Source organism: Streptomyces sp. NPDC031111, assembly GCF_055570675.1.
In genome coordinates, this window is the sequence record NZ_JBVIGS010000020.1 from 53,665 (window position 1) to 77,588 (window position 23,924).

General features: G+C 74.0%; 19 protein-coding genes and 1 riboswitch. Of the genes, 15 read left to right on the top strand and 4 right to left on the bottom strand.

Going from position 1 to position 23,924, the window contains the following annotated elements; genetic code table 11:
* Positions 1-16: 16 nt before the first annotated feature.
* The 3 genes from ACZ470_RS32550 to ACZ470_RS32560 all read right to left on the bottom strand — a co-directional run bounded on the left by ACZ470_RS32550 (position 17) and on the right by ACZ470_RS32560 (position 3,655).
* Positions 17-1,462 carry a hypothetical protein gene (locus ACZ470_RS32550; protein ID WP_468433064.1) on the bottom strand — a complete coding sequence of 482 codons (1,446 nt, stop codon included), beginning with the start codon at positions 1,460-1,462 and terminating at the stop codon, positions 17-19.
* A gap of 169 nt (positions 1,463-1,631) precedes the next feature.
* Positions 1,632-2,759, bottom strand: a complete 1,128-nt coding sequence (locus tag ACZ470_RS32555) for an alpha/beta hydrolase (RefSeq protein WP_468433066.1) — start codon at positions 2,757-2,759, stop codon at positions 1,632-1,634.
* A gap of 179 nt (positions 2,760-2,938) precedes the next feature.
* The gene (locus ACZ470_RS32560; protein ID WP_468433068.1) at positions 2,939-3,655 is read right to left on the bottom strand and encodes a class II aldolase/adducin family protein; all 717 of its coding nucleotides are present in this window, start codon (positions 3,653-3,655) and stop codon (positions 2,939-2,941) included.
* A gap of 264 nt (positions 3,656-3,919) precedes the next feature.
* Here ACZ470_RS32560 and ACZ470_RS32565 point away from each other — a divergent pair, with 264 nt between their 5' ends.
* The 9 genes from ACZ470_RS32565 to cobI all read left to right on the top strand — a co-directional run bounded on the left by ACZ470_RS32565 (position 3,920) and on the right by cobI (position 16,734).
* A complete protein-coding gene (locus ACZ470_RS32565; RefSeq protein ID WP_468433069.1) occupies positions 3,920-5,173 on the top strand; it encodes an inorganic phosphate transporter in 1,254 nt (417 codons plus the stop codon).
* 41 nt (positions 5,174-5,214) lie between these two features.
* Positions 5,215-5,436: a hypothetical protein gene (locus tag ACZ470_RS32570; RefSeq protein WP_468433071.1), complete on the top strand. Its 222-nt coding sequence runs from the start codon at positions 5,215-5,217 to the stop codon at positions 5,434-5,436.
* A gap of 181 nt (positions 5,437-5,617) precedes the next feature.
* Positions 5,618-5,755: riboswitch (cobalamin riboswitch) on the top strand.
* Between the two features lie 122 nt (positions 5,756-5,877).
* Complete coding sequence (locus tag ACZ470_RS32575) at positions 5,878-6,819, top strand: cobalamin biosynthesis protein (RefSeq protein ID WP_468433073.1); 942 nt, start codon at positions 5,878-5,880, stop codon at positions 6,817-6,819.
* On the top strand, positions 6,816-8,327 hold the full coding sequence (locus ACZ470_RS32580) for a cobyric acid synthase (RefSeq protein WP_468433074.1): 1,512 nt from the start codon (positions 6,816-6,818) through the stop codon (positions 8,325-8,327). Before ACZ470_RS32575 ends, ACZ470_RS32580 begins: the two co-directional genes overlap by 4 nt.
* Complete coding sequence (cobN, locus tag ACZ470_RS32585) at positions 8,324-11,977, top strand: cobaltochelatase subunit CobN (protein ID WP_468433075.1); 3,654 nt, start codon at positions 8,324-8,326, stop codon at positions 11,975-11,977. The genes ACZ470_RS32580 and cobN overlap by 4 nt, the downstream gene beginning before the upstream one ends.
* Complete coding sequence (locus ACZ470_RS32590; RefSeq protein WP_468433077.1) at positions 11,974-13,977, top strand: putative cobaltochelatase; 2,004 nt, start codon at positions 11,974-11,976, stop codon at positions 13,975-13,977. Before cobN ends, ACZ470_RS32590 begins: the two co-directional genes overlap by 4 nt.
* Positions 13,977-14,576 carry a cob(I)yrinic acid a,c-diamide adenosyltransferase gene (gene cobO / locus ACZ470_RS32595; protein WP_468433079.1) on the top strand — a complete coding sequence of 200 codons (600 nt, stop codon included), beginning with the start codon at positions 13,977-13,979 and terminating at the stop codon, positions 14,574-14,576. The genes ACZ470_RS32590 and cobO overlap by 1 nt, the downstream gene beginning before the upstream one ends.
* A complete protein-coding gene (locus tag ACZ470_RS32600) occupies positions 14,570-16,006 on the top strand; it encodes a cobyrinate a,c-diamide synthase (protein WP_468433081.1) in 1,437 nt (478 codons plus the stop codon). Before cobO ends, ACZ470_RS32600 begins: the two co-directional genes overlap by 7 nt.
* Positions 16,003-16,734, top strand: a complete 732-nt coding sequence (gene cobI / locus ACZ470_RS32605; protein ID WP_468433083.1) for a precorrin-2 C(20)-methyltransferase — start codon at positions 16,003-16,005, stop codon at positions 16,732-16,734. Before ACZ470_RS32600 ends, cobI begins: the two co-directional genes overlap by 4 nt.
* A 17-nt stretch (positions 16,735-16,751) precedes the next feature.
* On the opposite strand, the gene ACZ470_RS32610 is transcribed toward cobI, so the two are convergent.
* Positions 16,752-17,480, bottom strand: a complete 729-nt coding sequence (locus ACZ470_RS32610) for a ZIP family metal transporter (RefSeq protein WP_468433085.1) — start codon at positions 17,478-17,480, stop codon at positions 16,752-16,754.
* A 96-nt stretch (positions 17,481-17,576) separates the two neighbouring features.
* Between ACZ470_RS32610 and cobM the strand changes: the two genes are divergently transcribed.
* From cobM to cobC, 6 genes are read left to right on the top strand one after another with little or no spacing between them, the layout of a single operon-like run.
* The gene (gene cobM / locus ACZ470_RS32615; RefSeq protein WP_468433087.1) at positions 17,577-18,395 is read left to right on the top strand and encodes a precorrin-4 C(11)-methyltransferase; all 819 of its coding nucleotides are present in this window, start codon (positions 17,577-17,579) and stop codon (positions 18,393-18,395) included.
* Entirely contained in the window at positions 18,392-19,612 is a 1,221-nt protein-coding gene (gene cbiE, locus ACZ470_RS32620) for a precorrin-6y C5,15-methyltransferase (decarboxylating) subunit CbiE (RefSeq protein WP_468433089.1), read from the top strand. The genes cobM and cbiE overlap by 4 nt, the downstream gene beginning before the upstream one ends.
* Positions 19,609-21,291 (top strand): precorrin-3B C(17)-methyltransferase, encoded by a 1,683-nt coding sequence (cobJ, locus tag ACZ470_RS32625; RefSeq protein ID WP_468433091.1) that lies wholly within the window; start codon positions 19,609-19,611, stop codon positions 21,289-21,291. Before cbiE ends, cobJ begins: the two co-directional genes overlap by 4 nt.
* Positions 21,288-21,875: a precorrin-8X methylmutase gene (locus tag ACZ470_RS32630; RefSeq protein ID WP_468433093.1), complete on the top strand. Its 588-nt coding sequence runs from the start codon at positions 21,288-21,290 to the stop codon at positions 21,873-21,875. Before cobJ ends, ACZ470_RS32630 begins: the two co-directional genes overlap by 4 nt.
* Positions 21,872-22,777 (top strand): sirohydrochlorin chelatase, encoded by a 906-nt coding sequence (locus tag ACZ470_RS32635; RefSeq protein ID WP_468433095.1) that lies wholly within the window; start codon positions 21,872-21,874, stop codon positions 22,775-22,777. Before ACZ470_RS32630 ends, ACZ470_RS32635 begins: the two co-directional genes overlap by 4 nt.
* The gene (gene cobC, locus ACZ470_RS32640; protein WP_468433097.1) at positions 22,767-23,834 is read left to right on the top strand and encodes an Rv2231c family pyridoxal phosphate-dependent protein CobC; all 1,068 of its coding nucleotides are present in this window, start codon (positions 22,767-22,769) and stop codon (positions 23,832-23,834) included. The genes ACZ470_RS32635 and cobC overlap by 11 nt, the downstream gene beginning before the upstream one ends.
* The last annotated feature ends 90 nt before the right edge of the window (positions 23,835-23,924 follow it).

Here is a 23,924-nt window from a genome sequence, read left to right on the forward strand (position 1 = left end):
GGGGGCCGGCCCCCGGTCAGCCGCCGGTGTGCACCTGGAAGGCGGCTCGGCGGACCGCCTTGGCCAGGGCCGGGTCGGGGTGGGCCGCGGCGAGGGCGACCAGTACCTGGACGGTGCGCGGGTGGCCGACGGCGCGTACCTCGCTGAGCAGCGCGGGGACGGTCGGCTGTATCGCGGACTCCAGGTGCCGGACCAGCAGCGGGGCCTCGCCGTGGTCGGCGACGGCGGCCGCCGTGTCCACCCACAGCCAGGTGGCCTCCTCGCGGGTGAGGACCTCGTGGGCGTCCTCGGGGTCGGCGCCGTCGTGCTCCGCGAGCCACAGCAGGGCGTACGGCCGCAGCGTCGGCTCGTCGAGCACGGCGCGGACCTCGGGCTCGGCGGGGGCGCCGACCACCCGCAGCGCCTCGAAGGCGAGGCCGCGCAGCAGGGCGTCCTCACCCCGGGCGGCGTCGACCAGCTCGGTGACGGCGCTGCCCACCGGCCGGGCGGCGAGCCAGGCGCGGTATTCGGCGCGGGCCGCGTTGGGGCGCAGTTGGGCACAGCCGCGCAGCATGTCCTCGGCGCCCTGCTCGATGTTCCCGGCGGGGCTCTGCGCGGCGACGCAGATCTGCTCCAGCTTGACCCACACCGCCCAGCTGCCGAGCGGGGTGAGCGTGGCCTGCCCGTCGCCGTAGGTGAGGGCGCCGACGGAGGCGAGCGCCCGCAGCGCCCAGTCGAGCAGCGGCTCGAGCGGGGCGTCGGCGGCCGGCGGGGCGAGCGCGGGGCGGGGCCGCTGGAGCGGGATGCCGGGTCTGAGCTCGCGGCCGGGCGTCTCGGACTGCGGGGTGTAGTCGACTTCGCAGCGCTCCGTCCGGAGTTCGGTCACCCGCTGCTGGAGGAGGTCCAGGAGCTGGGCGACCGGGACCGGGCCGGCGGAGAGCTGGAGGAAGGAGAGGACCTGCGGCATGGCCGTGACGACCTCCGCAACGACGGTGGCCTCGTACTCCTCGGGCTCCGGGTGGGCGAGCGACCAGGCGTCGCAGAGGGCGACCCAGCCGCGCAGTACGGCGCTGTCGTCGCGGTCCCAGGCACGGAGCCGCCAGCCGGGGCGGGCGCTGTCGCCGTGCACCTCGATGAGGCCGGCCAGGCGGGCCGTGTCCCAGTCGGCGCGCACCTGAGCGGGGGTCAGGCCCAGGGCTCGGGCCGCCCGTTCGGCGGTCGCGTCGGAGAGGGTGGCCTTGCCGTCGGCGGTGGCGCTGTCCCCGCCGGGGCCGAGGGCGGCGTCGGCCCAGCGGGCGACGCGGGCCGCGGCGGCCAGACCGGAGCGCGCCATTCTGGCCAGCTCCGCCGGTGCCGGAGTGCCCTCCGGGGGGCGTGGCGCGGGGCGGCGCGAGCGCCGCTGGTTCATCGCTCTGGGGGCGGCGGCCAGGGGTCGCGGGCGGACGAGTCGAAGCCTGGAGTCGCGCGGGATACGGGACGTCACGGGTGCAGTCTTGCGGTTGACGGTCCGAAAACCCAAACGGAATGTCGACGGGGACGGCGGGAGGGCCCGCGCCTCGGGCCCGGACAGGGTCGGAGGGAGGGATTCAGGCCACTGGTACACCCCTAAACGGAATCACCGCCACCGGCCGTCCGGCCCGCACCCGCCGCTGTCACATGAGGGGCGTGAGGAAGCGCCGCAGGGCCTCCTCGTAGGGCCCGGGGTCGGCGTTCCACATCGCGGCGTGCGGGGCGCCCGCGACCGTGTGCAGGGTGATGGTGTTCGGGTGGTCGGCGGCGAGCCGGCGGGAGAACCGCCAGGGGGCCACCGTGTCGTCGGGGCCGTGGAAGATCTGGGTGGGCACCGTGATCCGCCCCAGGTGGACGGCGTCGGGCCTGCGGTCGCCGTACAGGCCGGTCCGTCCCTGGGCGGCGCGGACCGCGAGCGGCAGCAGGATCCCCGGGGTGTGCCGGGCCGCGGCGAGGGCGCGCAGGGTCGCCTCCCAGCTGAGCACCGGGGAGTCGAGGATCAGACCGGCGACGCGTGCGCGCACCTCGGAGCGGGCGGCGGCGCGCAGCGCCATGGTCGCGCCGGTGGACCAGCCGTACAGGACGACCTGCCGGGCGCCGGAGTCCACGGCGTGGTGGAGTACGGCGTCGAGATCCCGCCACTCGGTCTCGCCGAGGTGGTTGAGGCCGTCCGGGGAGCGCGGTGCGCCGGGGTCGCCCCGGTGGGCGGCGGCGAGCACCGGGAAGCGGTGGCGGTGCAGGAACTCCATGACGTTCATGGTGTGTTCCCGGGTGGTGCCGAGGCCGTGGACGGCGACCACCCAGGTGTCCCGGGCGCCCGGCACGAACCATGCGGGCAGGGGGCCGAGTTCGCCGGGGATGTCGAGGTCGGTGTGGTCCAGGCCGAGGGCGGTGCTCGGGTCGCCGACGTGGAGGCTCGGGGTGAGCCAGGCGCGGTCGCCGGGCTCCAGGGTGCCGTAGGTGACGCGTTCGAGACGGCGCACGACGGTGTCGGCGGAGTCCGGGGGGTCGGCCAGTACGGGTCCGACGACCGCGTGGAAGCCGTCGCCGGTGAGTCCGTGGCGGCCGGGGCGCAGCGTGGCGAAGTCCCGGGTGAGGCTGATCCGGCCTGCGGCTGTGGCGTGCACGGTGAGTTTCGGCTCGGTGGGGAGGGGGGCGCCGGGGGTCGTCCGCAGGGCGGCGTCGCTGGCGAAGCGGCCGGCGGCTACTGCGGCGGCGCCGGCGCCCATCACGGCGGTGACGGCAGCGGCCGTCGCTCTGACAGTGCGCACGTTCTCCAGTGTCCTGGGGGAGGGCGGTCGGGGCCAGTGGGGGTGGCCGGGGGGTGTCGCGCAGCCCGGCGCTAACGGGGTGCCGTCTGCGCCCACCCTCCCCCACTCTCGGCTTCGCTCGAGCGGGAGGTACCCCCATCGCCCCAGCGGCACGACTGCCCGCAGGGACGCGGGGGCGGTCAGCTCCTTTGGCCGTACGTCCGTAGGCGTTCTTGGACCTGCGTCAGTTGGTCCTGGGTCAGCAGGTGGGGGGTGCGGGACGGGATCGAGGAGGCCGTCAGCCATACGTGGCACATCCATTCGAGTTGGGCCGTGCGGTCGTAGGCCTGCGCGAGGGTCGTGCCGTGGGTGACGGTGCCGTGGTTCTGGAGGAGGCAGCCGGTGCGGCCGTCGAGCGCGCGGAGCATGTTCTCGGCCAGCTCGTCGGTGCCGTACGTCGCATAGCGGGCGACCCGGACGGGTCCGCCGAGCGCCGCGGCCATGTAGTGGATCAGCGGGAGCTCGTCGACGAGCGTGGAGACGGCCGTCGCGTGCACGGCGTGCGTGTGCACGACGGCGCGCGCGCCGGTCGAACGGTAAACGGCCAGATGCATGGGCAGCTCGCTGGTCGGGGCGAGCGTGCCGAGAACCCGCCGGCCGGTGAGATCGACACCGGTCACGTCGTCCGGCGTCAGCCGGTCGTACGGCACTCCCGACGGCGTGACCAGGACGGTCCCGCCGACCCGCGCGGAGACGTTGCCGGAGGTGCCGACGACGAGTCCGTCGGCGACGGTCCGCCGCGCGGTCTCGACGAGCTCCGCCCAGGCCCTCGCCTCCTCCTCGCTCACCCGTCTCCCCCGCGGATCGCCCACGCCCGCGCCCCCTGCTTCCCGCCCGTCCCGTCGCCGCTCAGCCATGCGGTGATCCTGCCAGGCGGCCGCGGCACTCTCCCGGGTGACCAGAACCACATCAGCGGTTCACTCGACCGGCTGAAGAAGCCCGCCCGAGAGGCTCGAGCCTCCGGTTGTGGGCCGACCCGTGCGGGACCGGGGCGGATCCGCCGTCCGGCGGAGCGCCCACCCCCTCTTACGGTCACCACGATGCCCATTCCAGTTCATCTTCCGTTCACCCTGGTTACCTACGTTCGACCAGCCAATGACCTCGAACGATTGCCTGGGTAAATGGAAAGCTTCTCGCTGATCCTCGCGATTGTGGTGGTAACCGCACTCGCGTTCGATTTCACGAACGGTTTCCACGACACCGCGAACGCGATGGCAACGACCATTTCGACCGGTGCGCTCAAGCCCAAGGTCGCGGTGGCCATGTCCGCCGTACTGAACCTTGTAGGCGCCTTCCTCTCCGTGGAGGTCGCCAACACGATCTCCAAGGGCCTCGTCGACGAGGCCGGCATCCGTCCCGAGGTCATCTTCGCCGCGTTGGTCGGCGCGATCCTCTGGAACCTCCTGACCTGGCTGGTCGGTCTCCCGTCCAGCTCGTCGCACGCCCTCATGGGCGGTCTGATCGGCGCCACCGTCGCCTCCGCCGGCTTCGGCGCGGTGCACGGCGACGTCCTCGTCACCAAGGTCCTGATCCCCGCGATCGCCGCCCCGCTGGTGGCCGGCCTCGCCGCGATGTTCGCGACCCGGCTGACCTACCGCCTGGGCCGCAAGGCCGACGGCAAGGCCTCCGAGAAGGGCTACCGCGCCGGGCAGATCGCCTCCGCCGGCCTGGTCTCCCTGGCCCACGGCACCAACGACGCCCAGAAGACGATGGGCATCATCACCCTGGCCCTGGTCGCCGGCGGCACCCTCGCCCCCGACTCCGACCCGCCCATGTGGGTCATCCTCTCCGCGGGCATCGCCATCGCGCTCGGCACCTACCTCGGCGGCTGGCGCATCATCCGCACCATGGGCAAGGGTCTGACCGACCTCCAGCCGCAGCAGGGCTTCGCCGCCCAGACCAGTGCCGCGACGGTCATCCTGGCCTCGTCGCACCTCGGCTTCTCCCTCTCCACCACGCATTCCGTTTCCGGTTCCGTGATGGGCGCGGGCCTGGGCCGCAAGGGCGGTGTCGTCCGCTGGTCGACGGCCACCCGGATGTTCGTCGCCTGGGGTCTGACGCTGCCGGCGGCGGCCCTCGTCGCGGCGCTCGCCGAGTGGGTCTGCGACTTCGGCGACTGGGGCACCGCCCTCGTGGCCGTCTTCCTGGTCGCCTCCAGCGCCGCGATCTGGAAGATCTCCCGGCGTGAGGTCATCGACCACACCAACGTCAACGACCACCAGGTCCCGGGCGAGGAGCCGTCCGGCGTGGTGACGCAGGCCATGGCCGCCGTGACCCCGCCCCCGGCGGGCACCGTGACCGAGGAGCTCGCGGCCACCATCGCCGCTCCCGCCGCCACCGACCCGGCGGCCCCCTCGGCCAAGACCACCGTCTGACCGCGACGCGGTAACCCCGGTACGAAGGAAGAAGAAGCACCATGAAGATCGACTGGGCGGCCCTCGGTTCCGTCTTCGGCGTCAGCCTCGTGGTCACCGTGGCCCTGGTGGCCCTGTTCACCCTCGGCATCAACGGCCTGTCCCGCCGTGAGCGGGCCGCCGCCCAGGGCCAGTCCGCGGCCCTGGCGGTCACCGGCGCCTACGCCTGCTTCGCGGCGTGCGCGGCGGCGGTGGCATACGGCATCTACCTGATCATGGCCTGATCGGCCCGGTCACACATCGCACTCGTCCGGCGGGCGGTGCGGGAGCCTCGGCGCCCGCACCGCCCGCCGACGTGTGCGGACCTCCACGGCCTCCGCGGACCTCCGATCGCGGTTCACCCACCGGAGCCCCTCTGTGGGCCTCAGCACACTTCAGCCTCGCAGGTCAACGGCAAGTTGACGGCCCTTCCGGGGCCGTGGTGGACTGCCTGAGCCAATACGGCGGCAGGAGAGGAAGCCGGTGCGATTCCGGCGCGGTCCCGCCACTGTCACCGGGGTGAACACCCCGGGAGCCAGGAACTCTCACCGCCGGTCTCGTCGAACCAGGGCGTGGACACCCTGAGTGAGGACATATCGCCATGCGCGGCTGCCTGTTGAGGTCGACCAGCGAGACCCCGCCCCACCTCGGGGCCGCTCCCTCCGGATCCGTCACCGGCTGAACCCATGGGTGCCGATCGCGTGTTCGCGTACGGCGCCGCCGCCGGCCTCCTCGGCGACCTGTTGCTCGGCGATCCCCGCCGGGGCCATCCGGTCGCCGCTTTCGGGCGGGCCGCGGCTGCCGTGGAACGAGTGCTGTGGCGGGACGACCGGGGCCGGGGCGCGGTGCACGCCGCCGTGTGCGTCGGCGGGACCGTGGCGCTGGGCGCCCTCGCCGCCCGCTGCGTACGCTCCTCCCCCGCCGCCTCCGTCGCCCTGACCGGCGTGGCCACCTGGGCCGTCGTCGGCGGGACCTCGCTGGCCCGGGAGGCCCGCGCCATCGAGCGGGCGCTGGAGGCCGGGGACGTCGAGGCGGCCCGGGCGCGGCTGCCGCACCTGTGCGGCCGGGACCCGCAGGCCCTGGACGCCGACGGCATCGCCCGCGCGGTGGTGGAGTCCGTCGCCGAGAACACCTCCGACGCCGTGGTGGGCGCGCTGGTGTGGGGTGCCGTCGCCGGGGTGCCGGGACTGCTCGGCTTCCGGGCCGTCAACACGCTGGACGCGATGGTCGGCCACAAGTCCCCCCGCCACCGCCGCTACGGCTGGGCCTCCGCCCGCCTCGACGACGTCGCCGGATGGCCGGGGGCGCGGCTGACCGCCGTACTCGCCGCGCTCGCGGGATCCGACCCGCGCGGGGCTGTGCGGGCGTGGCGCGCCGATGCCGCGAAGCATCCGAGCCCCAACGCCGGACCCGTGGAGGCGTCCTTCGCGGGCGCGCTCGGGGTGCGGCTCGGCGGAACCCTCTCCTACGGCGGGCGGGTCGAGCACCGGCCCGTCCTCAACGGCGGCGGGCGTGCCGTGGCCGTCGCCGACATCGACCGGGCGGTACGGCTCTCGCGGCGGGTCGGCTGGCTCGCGCTCGGGGTCGCTGCCGCCGCACGGAGCGTCGTGAAGGGACGTACGTCATGAGCGGTGGGGGTCTGCTGGTCGCCGGGACCACCTCGGACGCCGGCAAGAGCGTGGTGACCGCCGGGATCTGCCGGTGGCTGGCGCGGCAGGGCGTCAAGGTGGCCCCGTTCAAGGCGCAGAACATGTCGTTGAACTCGTTCGTGACCCGGGAGGGCGCCGAGATCGGGCGGGCGCAGGCCATGCAGGCCCAGGCCTGCCGGGTGGAGCCGACCGCGCTGATGAACCCGGTGCTGCTCAAGCCGGGCGGCGAGCAGTCCAGCCAGGTGGTGCTGCTGGGCAAGCCGGTCGGCGAGTTGAGCGCGCGCGGCTACCACGGCGGGCGCCAACAACGGTTGCTGGGCACGGTGCTGGACTGTCTGGAGCAGTTGCGGGGCACGTATGACGCGGTGATCTGTGAAGGTGCCGGAAGCCCGGCCGAGATCAATCTGCGGCGCACCGACATCGTGAACATGGGGATCGCCCGGGGCGCCGGGCTGCCGGTTCTCGTGGTGGGCGACATCGACCGTGGTGGCGTCTTCGCGTCGTTCTTCGGCACGGTCGCGCTGCTGTCCCGCGAGGACCAGGACCTGGTCGCCGGGTTCCTGGTGAACAAGTTCCGGGGCGATGTGTCGCTGCTGGAACCGGGCCTGGACATGCTGCACGGCCTGACGGGACGGCGTACGTACGGCGTGCTGCCCTTCCGGCACGGGCTCGGCATCGACGAGGAGGACGGGCTGAGGGTTTCGCTGCGCGGCGCCGTGCGGGAGTCGGTGGTGGCACCGCCCGTCGGCGAGGACGTGCTGCGGGTCGCAGTGTGCGCGGTGCCGCTGATGTCCAACTTCACCGACGTGGACGCCCTCGCCGCCGAACCGGGTGTGGTGGTGCGGTTCGTGGACCGTCCCGAGGAGCTGGCCGACGCCGACCTCGTGGTCGTACCCGGGACCCGCGGGACCGTCCGGGCGCTGGAGTGGCTGCGGGAGCGCGGACTGGCGGACGCGCTGGCGCGGCGGGCGGCCGAGGGGCGGCCGGTCCTCGGGATCTGCGGCGGCTTCCAGGTGCTCGGCGAGCACATCGAGGACGACGTGGAGTCCCGCGCCGGGCACGTGGACGGGCTCGGACTGCTGCCCGTGCGGGTGCGGTTCGCCCGCGAGAAGACGCTCACGCGTCCCGTCGGCCGGGCCCTCGGGGAGCGGGTCGAGGGGTACGAGATCCATCACGGGGTCGCCGACGTCACCGGTGGCGAGGCCTTCCTGGACGGCTGCCGGGTCGGACAGACCTGGGGCACCCACTGGCACGGCTCGCTGGAGTCCGACGGCTTCCGGCGCGCCTTCCTGCGCGAGGTGGCCGCCGCCGCGGGACGCCGCTTCGTGCCGGCCCCCGACACCTCGTTCGCCGCGCTGCGCGAGGAGCAGCTCGACCGGCTCGGCGACCTGATCGAACAGCACGCGGACACGGACGCGCTGTGGCGGCTCATCGAGTCCGGCGCGCCACGAGGACTGCCCTTCATTCCACCGGGAGCGCCCGCATGAGCACAGTGTTGTTGTTGTCGACCGCCGACACGGACCTGCTGGCGGCCCGTGCCTCCGGCGCCGCCTACCGGATCGGCAACCCGACCCGCGTGGACGTCACGGACGAGCTGCCCGCGCTGCTCGACGGGGCGGACCTCGCCGTCGTACGCCTGCTGGGCGGCAAGCGCGCCTGGGAGGACGGGCTCGCGGCGCTCAAGGCGTCCGGCATCCCGGCGGTGCTGCTCGGCGGGGAGGCCGTGCCGGACGCGGAGCTGATGGCCGAGTCGACGGTGCCGGCCGGTGTGGTGGCGGAGGCGCTGCGGTACCTCGTCGAGGGCGGTCCGGACAACCTGACCGAGCTGGCCCGGTTCCTGTCGGACACGGTGCTGCTGACCGGTGAGGGGTTCGAGGAGCCCCGGAAGATGCCGGAGTACGGCGTCCACGGCGCCCGCGCCGTGCGGGAGGACCGTCCGACGGTCGGCGTGCTCTTCTACCGCGCGCACGAACTGAGCGGCAACACCGCCTTCGTGGACACCCTGTGCGACGCGATCGAGGCGCGGGGCGCCAACGCCCTCCCCGTGTACTGCGGTTCGCTGCGCGGCGCCGACGCGGGACTGTACGAGATCCTCGGCCGGACCGACGCACTCGTCGCGACCGTCCTCGCCGCCGGTGGCACGCACGCCTCGGGGGCCTCGGCGGGCGGCGACGAGGAGGCGTGGGACATCGGCGCGCTCGCCGACCTGAACGTGCCCGTGCTGCAAGGGCTCTGTCTGACGTCCTCGCGGGCCGCGTGGGACGAGTCGGACGCCGCGTTGTCCCCGATGGACGCGGCGATGCAGGTGGCGATCCCCGAGTTCGACGGGCGCCTGATCACCGTGCCGTTCTCCTTCAAGGAGCAGGGCCCGGACGACGTGCCCGTGTACGTCGCCGACCCGGAACGGGCCTCGCGGGTGGCCGGCATCGCCGTACGGCACGCCCGGCTGGCGCACAAGCCGAACGCCGAGAAGAAGCTCGCGCTCGTCTTCACCGCGTACCCGACGAAGCACTCGCGCGTCGGCAACGCGGTCGGCCTGGACACGCCCGCGTCGGCGGTGCGGGTGCTGGACGCGCTGCGGGACGCCGGGTACGCACTGACCGAATACCCGGACAATGGGGACGAGTTGATCCACCGGCTGATCGAGGCCGGCGGGCACGACGTGGAGTGGCTCACCGAGGAGCAGCTGGCCGCCGCACCCGCCCGGGTGCCGCTGGCGGACTACCGGGCGTGGTTCGAGAAGCTGGACCCGGAGCTGCGGGACGGGATGCGGGAGGCGTGGGGCGAGCCGCCGGGTTCGCTGTACGTCGACGGGGAGGACATCGTCCTCGCCTCGCTGCGGTTCGGGAACGTCGTGGTGATGATCCAGCCGCCGCGCGGTTTCGGCGAGAACCCGATCGCGATCTACCACGACCCCGACATGCCGCCCTCCCACCACTACATGGCGGCCTACCGGTGGCTGGAGAACAGTTTCGGCGCCGACGCGATCGTGCACATGGGCAAGCACGGCACGATGGAGTGGCTGCCGGGCAAGGGGCTGGGGCTGAGCGCCGGGTGCGCGCCGGACGCGGTGCTCGGTGAACTGCCGCTGATCTACCCCTTCATCGTCAACGACCCCGGCGAGGGCACGCAGGCCAAGCGGCGCGGGCACGCGACGGTCGTCGACCACCTGGTGCCGCCGATGGCGCGGGCCGACACCTACGGCGATCTGGCGAAGCTGGAGCAGCTGCTCGACGAGTACGCGCTGGTCTCCGATCTGGACCCGGCGAAGGCACCGGCGGTGCGGGCGCAGATCTGGACGCTGGTGAAGGCCGCCGAGCTCCACCACGACCTGCATGTGGACGACCAGCCGGACGACGACGACTTCGACGAGTTCGTCATGCACATCGACGGCTATCTGTGCGAGATCAAGGACGTGCAGATCCGTGACGGCCTGCACATCCTGGGCGGCGGCCCGGTCGGCGAGCCGCGCGTGAACCTCGTCCTGGCGGTGCTGCGCGCCTCGCAGGTGTGGGGCGGGCAGGCGAACGCGCTGCCGGGGCTGCGGGCCGCGTTGGCCGCGCACTTCGGGCTCGTGGAGAAGGAGCTGCTGGCCGAGCCGGGGGCGCCGGTGAAGGTGCCGGTGGAGCTGACGGATCTGGTGGACGGCCCGGCGCGTACCGGCGCCGACGCGATCGACCTGCTGGAGCAGCTGTGCCGGCGGATCGCGGAGGGCATGGAGGAGCGCGGCTGGGCGGCCGGTGAGGGCGGTGCTCTCGTGCGGGACGTGCTGGGCACGGAACTCCCGGACGCGGTGGCCGTGGTGCGGTTCGCGTGCGAGGAGGTCGTGCCCCGGCTGGCCCGGACGACGGACGAGATCGGGCACGTCCTGCGGGCGCTGGACGGCGGTTACGTCCCGGCGGGCCCGTCGGGTTCGCCCACGCGCGGCCTGGTCAACGTGCTGCCGACGGGACGGAACTTCTACTCCGTCGACCCCAAGGCGATTCCGTCGCGGCTGAGCTGGGAGGTCGGGCAGTCGCTCGCCGACTCGCTGGTGCAGCGGTATCTCCAGGACACGGGTGAGTATCCGAAGTCCGTCGGGCTCACGGTGTGGGGGACGTCGGCGATGCGCACGCAGGGCGACGACATCGCCGAGATCCTCGCGCTGCTGGGCTGCCGTCCGGTGTGGGACGACGCGTCGAGGCGCGTGACCGGGTTCGAGGTCGTCGGCCTGGAGGAGCTGGGCCGGCCGCGCATCGACGTCACGGTCCGTATCTCCGGGTTCTTCCGGGACGCGTTCCCGCACGTCGTCGGGCTGATCGACGACGCGGTGCGGGCGGTGGCGGAGCTGGACGAGCCCGCCGAGTCCAACTACGTACGGGCACACGCCGACGAGGACACCGCCGAGCACGGCGACCGGCGGCGGGCCACGGCACGCGTCTTCGGCTCGAAGCCGGGCGCGTACGGGGCGGGGCTGCTCCCCCTGATCGACGCGCGGAACTGGCGGTCGGACGCGGACCTCGCCGAGGTGTACGCCGTCTGGGGCGGCTACGCCTACGGGCGCGGGCTCGACGGACGGGCGGCGCGCGGGGACATGGAGACGGCGTTCCGGCGGATCGCGGTGGCGGCGAAGAACGTCGACACCCGCGAGCACGATCTGGTCGACGCGGACGACTACTTCCAGTACCACGGCGGCATGGTGGCCATGGTGCGGCACCTGACGGGCGCGAGCCCGGAGGCGTACGTCGGCGACTCGGCCGTACCGGACCAGGTGAAGACGAGGACGCTGGGCGAGGAGACCCACCGCGTCTTCCGCGCCCGCGTGGTCAACCCGCGCTGGATGGCGGCGATGCGGCGGCACGGCTACAAGGGCGCCTTCGAGATGGCGGCCACCGTGGACTATCTCTTCGGCTACGACGCCACCGCGGGCGTCGTCGACGACTGGATGTACGAGAAGCTCAGCGCGGAGTACGTCTTCGACCCGGAGAACCGGGACTTCATGAAGCAGTCCAACCCGTGGGCGCTGCGGGGCATCACGGAGCGGCTGCTCGAGGCCGCCGACCGGGGGCTGTGGGCCGAGCCGGACACGGACACGCTGGAGCGGCTGCGCGCGACCTATCTGGAACTCGAAGGCGATCTGGAGGGCGACGACCAGTGACCACCCCCTTTCCGTTCACGGCCGTCGTCGGCCAGGACGATCTACGGCTCGCGCTGCTGCTGAACGCCGTCTCGCCGGCGGTCGGCGGGGTGCTGGTGCGCGGCGAGAAGGGCACCGCCAAGTCGACGGCGGTGCGGGCGCTTTCGGCGCTGCTGCCGGAGGTGGCCGTGGTGCCCGGGTGCCGGTTCTCCTGCGATCCCTCGGCCCCGGACCCCGCGTGTCCTGACGGGCCGCACGAGAGCGGCGGCGGTGCCGTACGGCCCGCGCGCATGGTCGAGTTGCCCGTCGGGGCCTCCGAGGACCGGCTGGTCGGCGCGCTCGACATCGAGCGGGCGCTGGCGGAGGGCGTCAAGGCCTTCGAGCCGGGGCTGCTCGCCGACGCGCACCGGGGAATCCTGTACGTGGACGAGGTCAACCTCCTCCATGACCACCTGGTCGATCTGCTGCTGGACGCGGCCGCGATGGGTGCCTCGTACGTCGAGCGCGAGGGTGTCTCCGTACGGCACGCCGCGCGGTTCCTGCTCGTCGGGACCATGAATCCCGAGGAGGGCGAGCTGCGGCCGCAGCTCCTCGACCGGTTCGGGCTGACCGTGGAGGTGGCCGCCTCGCGGGAGCCCGACCAGCGCGTGGAGGTCGTACGGCGGCGGCTCGCCTACGACGACGACCCCGCCGGGTTCGCCGCGCGGTGGGCCGACGAGGAGGCGTCCGTACGGGCGCGGATCGTCGCGGCGCGGGAGCTGTTGCCGTCGGTGCGGCTCGGGGACGGGGCGCTGCGCCAGATCGCGGCGACCTGTGCGGCGTTCGAGGTGGACGGCATGCGGGCCGACATCGTGATGGCGCGCACGGCGACGGCGCTGGCGGCCTGGGCGGGGCGGGACGAGGTGCTCGCCGAGGACGTGCGGCAGGCGGCGCTGCTGGCGCTGCCGCACCGGCGGAGGAGGAATCCGTTCGACGCGCCCGGCCTGGACGAGGACAAGCTCGACGAGACGCTGGAGCAGTTCGGGGACGACGACGGTCCCGACACCGATCCTGACGGGCCCGACGGGGGTGGCGGGCAGCCGCCCGCGGAAGGTCCGGACGGGCCGGAGGGCGGCGGTGACGCGGAGGCTCCGGCCGGGGACGCCGGGGAGGCCGAGCAGCCCGCGGGTGCCGGCTCCGGTGAGCGGTCCCCGGTGGGTGCCGCCGAGCCGTTCCGCACCAAGGTGCTGAGCGTCCCCGGGATCGGTGAGGGGTCCGCCGGGCGGCGGTCGCGGGCGCGGACCCAGCACGGGCGTACGACGGGTGCGCGGCGGCCGGACGGTGCGCTGACCAAGCTGCACCTGGCGGCGACCGTGCGGGCGGCGGCACCGCATCAGCGGGCCCGGGGGCGGTCCGGGACGGGACTCGTGGTGCGGCGGGACGATCTGCGGCAGGCGGTGCGCGAAGGGCGGGAGGGCAACCTCGTGCTGTTCGTCGTGGACGCCTCCGGGTCGATGGCCGCACGGCAGCGGATGAGTGCCGTGAAGGGTGCCGTGCTGTCGCTGCTCCTCGACGCCTATCAGCGGCGGGACAAGGTGGGGCTGGTGACCTTCCGGGGCTCGGCGGCCGATGTGGCACTGCCGCCCACCTCGTCGGTGGACGCCGCGGCGGCGCGGCTGGAGTCGCTGCCCACCGGTGGGCGGACCCCGCTCGCGGCGGGGCTGCTCAAGGCGCATGACGTGCTGCGGGTGGAGCGGCTGCGGGACCCGGCGCGGCGTGCGCTGGTCGTGGTGGTGACCGACGGGCGTGCGACGGGTGGTCCGGAGCCGGTCGCGCTGGCGGGGCGGGCGGCGCGGCTGTTCGCCGCCGACGGGGTCGCGTCGGTGGTCGTGGACTGCGAGTCGGGGCCGGTGCGGTTGGGGCTCGCGGGGCAGCTGGCCGGTGAGCTGGGCGGGACCGCCGCGACGCTGGACGAGTTGCGGGCCGACTCGATCGCCGGGCTGGTGAAGGACGTGCAGGGGACTTCGAGGAGGGCCGCGTAATGCCGAAGGGGCAGCCGAGTGTCGTACCCGAGGACGGGCTGACGACGCGTCAGCGGCGTAATCGGCCGCTGGTCGTCGTGCACACGGGCGTCGGGAAGGGCAAGTCGACGGCCGCGTTCGGGCTGGCGTTGCGGGCCTGGAACCAGGGGTGGCCGATCGGGGTGTTCCAGTTCGTCAAGTCGGCGAAGTGGAAGGTCGGCGAGGAGAACGCCCTGCGGGTGCTCGGTGCCTCCGGTGAGGGCGGGACCGTGGACTGGCACAAGATGGGCGAGGGCTGGTCCTGGGTGCAGCGGGACGATCAGATGGACAACGAGGAGAAGGCCCGGGAGGGCTGGGAGCAGGTCAAGCGGGATCTCGCCGCCGAGACGTACAAGCTGTACGTGCTGGACGAGTTCGCCTACCCGATGCACTGGGGGTGGGTGGACACCGACGAGGTGGTGTCCGTGCTGCGGGAGCGGCCGGGGACGCAGCACGTGGTGATCACGGGGCGGAACGCGCCCGAGAAGCTCGTCGAATTCGCCGATCTCGTCACCGACATGTCCAAGGTCAAGCACCCCATGGATGCCGGGCAGAAGGGGCAGAGGGGCATCGAGTGGTGAGCTCCGTTCCGCGGCTGGTGATCGCCGCGCCCTCGTCGGGGAGCGGGAAGACCACCGTTGCCACGGGGTTGATGGCCGCGCTGTCCGCGCGGGGGCTCGCCGTGTCTCCGCACAAGGTGGGGCCCGACTACATCGATCCCGGGTATCACTCGCTCGCCACCGGGCGGGTCGGGCGGAATCTCGACGCGTATCTGTGCGGGCCCGACCTGGTCGCGCCGCTGTTCGCGCATGGTGCGCGGGGGTGTGACGTCGCCGTCGTCGAGGGTGTGATGGGGCTGTACGACGGGGCCGCGGGCGAGGGAGAGCTGGCGTCGACCGCGCAGGTGGCGAAGTTGCTTCGGGCGCCGGTGGTGCTGGTGGTCGACGCGTCGTCGCAGTCCCGGTCGGTGGCGGCGCTGGTGCACGGGTTCGTGAGCTGGGATCCCGAGGTGCGGGTCGGGGGCGTGATCCTCAACAAGGTTGCCTCGGATCGGCATGAGGGGTTGTTGCGGGAGGCGTTGGACTCCGTCGGGGTTCCTGTGATGGGGGTGTTGCGGCGGGCCGCGCGTGTGGAGACGCCGGGTCGGCATCTGGGGTTGGTGCCGGTTGCCGAGCGGGGTTCCTTGGCTGTCGAGGCTGTTGACGCGATGGCCGCGCAGGTGGCCGACGGGTGTGATCTGTCGGCGTTGCTCACGCTGGCACGGAGTGCGGGGGCGTTGGCGGGTGTCGGGTGGGATGCGGGTGAGGCTTTGCGTTTCTCGCCCCCGCCGCCCCTTCCCGTCCCGTCCCTGGGGGCTGCGCCCCCAGACCCCCGTCGGCCCTTCGGGCCTCGTCCTCAAGCGCCGGACGGGCTGGTTGTCGCGGTCGCCGGGGGTGCCGCGTTCACGTTTTCCTATGCCGAGCATGCCGAGTTGCTCTCCGCTGCCGGGGCCGAAGTCGTCACCTTTGATCCCCTGCGGGACGAGGAGCTGCCCGAGAGGACCGCCGGGCTCGTCATCGGGGGCGGGTTTCCCGAGGTGTACGCCGCCGAGTTGTCCGCCAACGAGCGGCTCAGGAAGTCCGTCGCAGCCCTCGCGGAGAGCGGGGCTCCTGTGGCGGCCGAGTGTGCGGGGTTGCTGTATCTGTGCCGGGAGCTGGACGGGCTGCCCATGTGCGGGGTGCTGGACGCCTCCGCGCGGATGTCCGAGCGGCTGACCCTGGGGTATCGGGACGCCGTGGCCGTGAGTGACAGCGTGCTGGCCGGCGCCGGGACGCGGATGCGGGGGCACGAGTTCCACCGGACCGTGGTCGAGCCGGGCGCCGGTGCCGCGCCCGCCTGGGGGATGCGGACGCCCGAGCGGCGTGTCGAGGGATTCGTACAGCGCGGTGTGCACGCGAGCTATCTGCACACGCACTGGGCGTCCGAGCCCGGTGTCGCCCGTCGGTTCGTGGAGAGGTGCCGGACGTCATGAGCAACAGGCTGATCGGGGTCGGGGTCGGTCCCGGGGATCCGGAGCTGGTGACCGTCAAGGGGGTCAACGCGCTGCGGGCCGCCGATGTCGTCGTCGTACCCGTCATGGACACCGGTGAACGCGGGCGGGCCGAGGCGACCGTGCTGCACTACGTGCCCGCCGGGAAGATCGTCCGGGTGGTGTTCGCGTTGAACGAGCGGACCGACCGGGCGCGGCGCGAGGCGGCCTGGGACGCCGCCGGGGAGCGGGTGGCCGGGCTGCTGCGGGAGCACGCGGTCGTCGCCTTCGCGACCATCGGGGACCCCAATGTGTACTCGACGTTCACGTATCTCGCGCAGACCGTCGCCGAGTCGGTGCCGGGGACGGTCGTGGAGACCGTTCCGGGGATCACCGCCATGCAGGATCTCGCGGCGCGTTCCGGGGCCGTGCTGACCGAGGGGACCGAACCGCTCACGCTGGTGCCGGTGACCGCCGGGGCCGCCGTGCTGAAGGACGCGCTGGCCGGGCCCGGGACCGTCGTCGCGTACAAGTTCGGGCGGCAGGCCGGTGAGGTCGCCGAGGCACTGCGGGAGACCGGGCGGATCGGTGACGCGGTGTGGGGGTCGGCGCTCGGGCTGCCGGAGGAGTCGGTCCGGTCGGCCGAGGAGCTGGACGGGACGCCCCTGCCGTATCTCTCGACGCTCATCGCGCCGCCCCGGCGCGACGGCGGGCGGGGCGGGAAGCTGTGAGCCCCGCCGGGTCGTGCTCAGTGCGCGGCGCCCACCACCAGCCAGATGAACAGCGCTCCCACGATCGTGCACAGGAGTGTGGAGCGGGCGGGGTGCTGGTGGTGGGCCTCGGGCAGGATCTCGGCCGCCGCCAGGTAGAGCAGCGCGCCGCCGAACAGGCCGAGGTAGCCGCCGAGCAGGGGTTCCGGGATGGTGAGGAACAGCGTCGACGCGGCGCCGGCGACCGGTGCCGCCGCGTCCGCGAACAGCATCATCAGCGCGCGGCGGCGGGCGTTCCCGTAGGCGCGGGTGAGGGTGTACGTGTTGAAGCCGTCCGCGAAGTCGTGGGCGATCACGGCCACCGCGACGGCGGCTCCCATGCCGCCGTCGACCTGGAACGCGGCGCCGATCGCGATGCCGTCCATGGCGCTGTGACCGACCATCGCGGCGGCGGCCGTGAGGCCCACCTCGGGCGTGCGGCCGTTCCTCTCCTCGGCGCCGTGCGCCGCCTGACGGTGGGCCAGCAGGCGTTCCACCAGATGGGCCAGCAGGAAGCCGGTGACGAAGAGCAGCAGGGCCGCGGGGACGCCGTACACCTCGGCGCCGGCCGCCTCCAGGGACTCCGGCAGGAGTTCGAGGCCGACGACGCCGAGCATCAGCCCGCCGGCCAGGCCCAGCACCAGGTGGCGGCGGTCGGTCACGCGGTGTGCCGACCAGCCGCCGGCCAGCGTCATCAGGAACGCGCCGAGCGCGACGAGGACCGCCATGTGCTCTTCGTATCCGATCGGCGGCCGGTCGCGCACGCGTGACAGCCGCTCACCACCCAACGACTTCCGACCACTCGCAGGAGAGGACCCATTTCCATGGCCGACGCCCCCACCGGCAAGGTGACCTTCGTCGGGGCCGGTCCCGGCGCCGCCGATCTGCTGACGTTCCGGGCCGCGCGGGCCATCGCCGAGGCCGACATCGTGATCTGGGCCGCCAGCCTGGTGCAGGAGGAGGTCCTTCAGCACGCGCGTGAGGGTGCCGAGATCCTCGACTCGGCCACGATGTCCCTGGAGGACGTGGTGGCCGTGTACGAGCGGGCCCGCGCGCGGGGGCTGAAGGTCGCGCGGATCCACTCGGGCGACCCCGCGCTGTGGGGCGGGACGCAGGAGCAGGTCGACCGGTGCGCGGAGCTCGGCATCGCGACCGAGATCGTGCCCGGTGTGTCGTCGTTCTCCGCCGTCGCGGCGCTCGCGCAGCGGGAGCTGACCATCCCCGAGGTGGCGCAGTCGGTCGTGCTGACCCGGCTCGGCGGCGGCAAGACGCCGATGCCGCCCGGCGAGGAGGTGCGGGAGTTCGCCAAGCACGGCACCACCATGGCGGTCTTCCTGTCGGCCGCCCGCAGCGGGCAGCTGGTGCGGGAGCTGCTGGAGGGCGGCTACCCGACGAACACCCCGGTCGTCGTCGCGTATCAGGCGACCTGGCCGGAGGAACTGGTCGTGAAGTGCACGATCGGCACGCTGGAGGAGACGGTCAAGGAGCACAAGCTCTGGAAGCACACGCTGTTCCTGGTCGGCCCGGCGCTCGACGCGCACGGCACCCGCTCCCACCTGTACCACCCGGGTCACTTCCACGGCTTCCGCAAGGCCGACCCCGAGGCCCGCAGGGCCCTGCGCGAACGGGGTGCCTCCACGTGATCACGGTCGTCGGGCAGCCGGTCCCGGTGGGCGTCCTGGCCGGTGCGGAGCTCGTCGTGGGCGGGCGGCGGCACCTGGAGGCCGTGGCGCTTCCCGGGACAGCCGAGCGGATCGTGCTCGGGCCTCTGGCGCCCGCTCTCGACACGATCGCGGAGTACGTGGCGAAGGACCGTTCCGTCGTCGTACTGGCCTCGGGCGACCCCGGGTTCTTCGGGATCGTGCGGGCGCTGGCCGAGCGGTTCGGCCCGCAGCGGCTGGACGTACGCCCCGGGGTGTCCTCGGTGGCGACCGCGTTCGCGCGGGCCGGGCTGCCGTGGGAGGACGCCGTGGTGGTCAGCGCGCACGGGCGTGACGCGCGTACGGCGGTCAACGTCTGCCGGGCGTACCCGAAGGTCGCGGTGCTCACCGGGCCCGGCGCCGGGCCCGCCGAGCTGGGGGCCGCGCTGCGGTCGTACGGCCGTGTCCTGGTCGTCGCCACCGCTCTGGGCACCTCCGAGGAGCGCCTGGAGCGGGTCACGGCCGCCGAGGCCGCGGCCCGCGACTGGGGGACGGCGGTCAGCGTCGTGATCAGCCTGGACGAGAAGCGGGCGCTGGGGCCCGTGCGCGCACACGCCGGGCTGCCGCTGCCGCCCGCCGGATGGGCGCTGGACGATAACGAGTTCGCCCACCGCGATTCGATGATCACCAAGTTCGAGGTGCGGGCGCTGGCGCTCGCCCGGCTGGGGCCCCGCCCCGGCGACCTGGTGTGGGACGTCGGCGCGGGCTCCGGTTCGGTGGCCGTGGAGTGCGCGCGGCTCGGTGCCGCGGTGACGGCGGTGGAGAAGACCGCGGACGGTGTGGAGCGGGTGCGCGCCAACGCCGCCGCGCACGGTGTCGACGTGCACGTGGTGCACGGGGCGGCGCCGGCCGTGCTGTCCGATCTCGACGACCCCGACGCCGTGTTCGTGGGCGGCGGGGGGCGCGAGCTGCCGGCCGTCGTCACCGCGTGCGCGCGGCGGGCGCGGCGCGCGGTGGTCGTCGCCATGGCCGCGCTCGACCGGGTCCCGGCGGCCCGCGCGGCCCTGGAAGGTGCCGGGTTCGACTGCGACGGCGTGCTGCTCCATTCGTCCCGGCTGGCGCCGCTGCCGGGTGACGTGACCCGGCTGGCGGCGACCAATCCCGTTTTCCTGCTGTGGGGCGTGCGCCCTCCGGCCCGTAGCGAAGGAGATACCCAGTGATCGGCCTCATTTCCGCCACCGCGGCGGGGGCGGCGGCGCGCGACCGGCTGGCCGCGGCGTGGCCGGAGCGGACGCGGGTGTACGACGGCCCCGTCGCCGACGCCGTGCGGCGGGCGTTCGCCGAGTGCGAGCAGCTGGTGTGCTTCCTGGCCACGGGAGCGGTCGTACGGCTCGTCGCGCCCCTGCTGGGCGACAAGGCGGGCGACCCGGGCGTGGTGTGCGTCGACGAGGGCGGGCGCCACGCCGTCGCCCTGCTCGGCGGGCACGGTGGCGGTGCCAACGAACTCGCCCGCGCGGTGGGCGAGTTGCTGGACGCCGAGCCCGTGGTGACCACGGCGACGGACGCGGTCGGCATCCCCGGCCTGGACACCCTCGGGCTGCCCTATGAGGGCGATGTCGCCGGGGTGACGCGGGCCCTGCTGGACGGTGAGCCGGTCGCGCTGGAGACGGAGGTGGCGTGGCCGCTGCCGCCGCTGCCGTTCGGCTCCGCGGGGGACCGCAGGGTCCGGGTGACCGACCGTGCCGGTGACCCCGGTGACGGGGAGGTGTGGTTGCGTCCGCCGACGCTGGTGGTCGGGGTCGGCGCGTCCAAGGGGGCGCCGGTCGAGGAGGTCCTGGAACTGATCGCGGAGACCTTGCGCAAGGCAGGTCTGTCCCCTCGTGCCGTCGCCGAACTCGCCACCGTCGACGCCAAGTCGCGGGAGCCCGGCATCGTGGGGGCCGCCGCGCGGCTCGGGGTGCCCGTGGTGACGTACTCCGCCGAGGAACTGGCGGGCGTCGACGTGCCCAACCCCTCCGACGCGCCGCTCGCCGCCGTGGGCACGCCGTCCGTCGCGGAGGCGGCGGCGCTGATCGGCGGGGGCGACCTGCTCGTACCCAAGAAGAAGTCCGGGGCCCGTCCCGCCATGGCGACCTGTGCCGTCGTACGCCGTCCGGGGCGCGGGCGACTCGCCGTGGTCGGGCTCGGTCCCGGCGCCCGGGATCTGCTCACCCCCCGGGCGAAGGCGGAGTTGCGGCGCGCGTCCGTGCTGGTGGGTCTGGACCAGTACGTCGACCAGATCCGCGATCTGCTGCGGCCGGGCACGCGGGTGCTGGAGTCCGGTCTCGGGGCGGAGGAGGAGCGGGCGCGCACGGCCGTCGCGGAGGCCCGGCGCGGGCAGGCGGTCGCGTTGATCGGCAGCGGCGACGCGGGCGTGTACGCCATGGCCTCGCCGGCGCTCGCGGAGGCGTCCGACGACATCGACGTGGTCGGGGTGCCGGGCGTGACGGCGGCGCTGGCGGCCGGGGCGATCCTGGGCGCGCCGCTGGGCCACGACCATGTGTCGATCAGCCTGTCCGACCTGCACACGCCGTGGGAGGTCATCGAACGGCGGGTGCGGGCGGCGGCCGAGGCCGACCTCGTGGTGACGTTCTACAACCCGCGCAGCCGGGGCCGTGACTGGCAGCTGCCGAAGGCCCTCGCGATCCTCGCGGAGCACCGGGAGCCGGCGACTCCCGTCGGGGTCGTGCGCAACGCGTCCCGCGCGGACGAGTCGAGCCGGCTGACCACGCTGGCCGCGCTGGATCCGGCGACGGTCGACATGATGACGGTCGTGACCGTGGGCAACACGGCGACCCGGGAGATCGCGGGGCGCATGGTCACCCCGCGCGGCTACCGCTGGCAGGAGGAGTCGCGGTGAACCGTGTGGTGCACCCCATCGAGCAGGAGTCCTTCCGGCGGCTGCGCGCCCGCCTCGACACCTCGCACTTCCCGCCGCTGACCCGGGCGGTGGTCGAGCGGGTCATCCACTCGGCCGCCGACCTGGAGTACGCGTCCGATCTCGTCATGGACGAGGGCGAGTTGGCGAGGGCCCACGCCGCGCTGCACGCCGGGGCGCCGGTCGTGGTGGACGTGGAGATGGTCGCGGCCGGGATCACCCGCCGCGAGACCGTGTGCCGGCTGAGCGGCGCGCGGTCCGGGCCCGGTCTGACGCGTTCGGCGCACGCCGTGCGGCTGGCGTACGAGGAGGTCGGGCCCGGTGCCCTGTGGGTGATCGGCTGCGCGCCGACCGCCCTGGAGGAACTGCTCACCCTGGACGCCTCCCCCGCGCTCGTCATCGGGCTGCCCGTCGGTTTCGTCGGGGCGGCCGAGTCCAAGGCCGCGTTGCGGGCGAGCGGGCTGCCCGCCGTGAGCAACGTGTCCGAGAAGGGCGGGTCGGCGGTGGCCGCCGCCGCGCTCAACGCCCTGCTGTACCACCCGATCCCATCCGAGGAGAACCTGTGACCACCCCGCCCGCCCTGCTCATCGCCGGCCACGGCACCCGGGACGACGCCGGAGCGGAGGCGTTCCGCGACTTCGTGCGGGCGCTGGGGCGCCGCCATCCCGAACTGCCCGTCGCCGGCGGGTTCATCGAGCTGTCCCCGCCGCCGCTGGGCGAGGCCGTCGCCGAGCTGGTGGAGCGGGGGGTGCGGCGGTTCGCGGCGGTGCCGCTGATGCTGGTGTCCGCCGGGCACGCCAAGGGCGACATCCCGGCCGCGCTGGCCCGCGAGAAGGAACGCCACCCCGGGATCTCGTACACGTACGGCCGTCCCCTGGGCCCGCACCCGGCGCTGCTGGGCGTGCTGGAGCGGCGGCTGGCGGAGGCGGTGGATCCGTCCTGGGACCCGTCCGAGGTGACCGTGCTGCTGGTGGGGCGCGGGTCGACGGACCCGGACGCCAACGCGGAGGTGTTCAAGGCGGCGCGGCTGCTGTGGGAGGGGCGCGGCTGGGCGGGCGTGGAGACGGCGTTCGTGTCGCTGGCGGCACCGGACGTGCCGAGCGGGCTGGAGAGGTGCGCGCGGCTGGGCGCCCGCCGGGTCGTCGTCCTGCCGTACTTCCTGTTCACCGGGATCCTGCCGGACCGGGTGCGGCGGCAGACGGAGGAGTGGGCGGCGGCGAATCCGGGGACCGAGGTGCGGTCGGCGGACGTCATCGGTCCGGAGCCGGAGCTGCTGGATCTGGTGATGGAGCGGTACGAGGAGGCGGTGAAGGGTGATCTCCGGATGAACTGCGACTCGTGTGTGTACCGGATCGCGCTGCCGGGGTTCGAGGACAAGGTGGGGCTGCCGCAGCAGCCGCACTTCCACCCGGACGACGACGGCCACCACCATCACGGGCACGGCCACGCGCACTCCCATGCGCACTGAGCCGACGGCCGGCGGGCACGATCTGCGGCATCACGGCGACGCCGAGCTCCGGGACGACGGCTCCGGGCTGGTCGACCTGGCGGTGAACGTCCGCGCGGACACGCCGCCGGCGTGGCTGCGGGAGCGCATCGCCGGGTCGCTGTCCGGGCTGGCCGCCTATCCGGACGGGCGGGCGGCCCGGGCGGCGGTGGCTGCGCGGCACGGGCTGCCGGTGGAGCGGGTGCTGCTGACGGCCGGTGCGGCGGAGGCGTTCGTGCTGCTGGCGCGGGCGCTGAAGGTGAGCCGGCCGGTGGTGGTGCATCCGCAGTTCACGGAGCCGGAGGCGGCGCTGCGGGACGCCGGGCACACCGTGGACCGGGTCCTGCTGCGGGAGGTGGACAGCTTCCGGCTGGACCCGGCGGCGGTGCCGGAGGACGCCGACCTGGTGGTGATCGGCAACCCGACCAACCCGACGTCGGTGCTGCACCCGGCCGCGGACATCGCCCGGCTGGCGCGTCCCGGGCGGACGCTGGTGGTGGACGAGGCGTTCATGGACGCGGTGCCGGGCGAGCGCGAGGCGCTGGCCGGGCGGACCGATGTGCCGGGGCTGGTGGTGCTGCGCAGCCTCACCAAGACGTGGGGGCTGGCGGGGCTGCGGATCGGCTATGTGCTGGCGGCGCCGGAGATCGTGGCGGAACTGGAGCGGGTCCAGCCGTTGTGGCCGGTGTCCACGCCGGCGCTGGTGGCTGCGGAGGCGTGTGTGGGGGCGCGGGCGCTGGTGGAGGCGGATCGTGCGGCGCGCCGGGTGGCGGTGGACCGGGCGCATCTGGTCGCGGGGTTGCGGGCCTTCTCCGGGCGCGGGGTTCGGGTCGTGGGGCCCGCGGAGGGGCCCTTCGTGCTGGTGCGGATGCCGGGCGCGGCGGACGTGCGCAGCCGGCTGCGGGGCCTTGGCTACGCGGTTCGTCGCGGGGACACGTTCCCTGGTCTGGACGAGGAGTGGCTGCGGTTGGCGGTACGGGACCGGGAGACGACGGAGGGTTTCCTGCGCGCGCTGGGCCGGGTACTGGAAGCAGCCTGATTTCGCCCCCGCCGCCCCTTCCCGTCCCCGTCCCCCGGGGGCGCTGCCCCCGGACCCCCGCTCCTCAAACGCCGGAGGGGCTGATTTTCA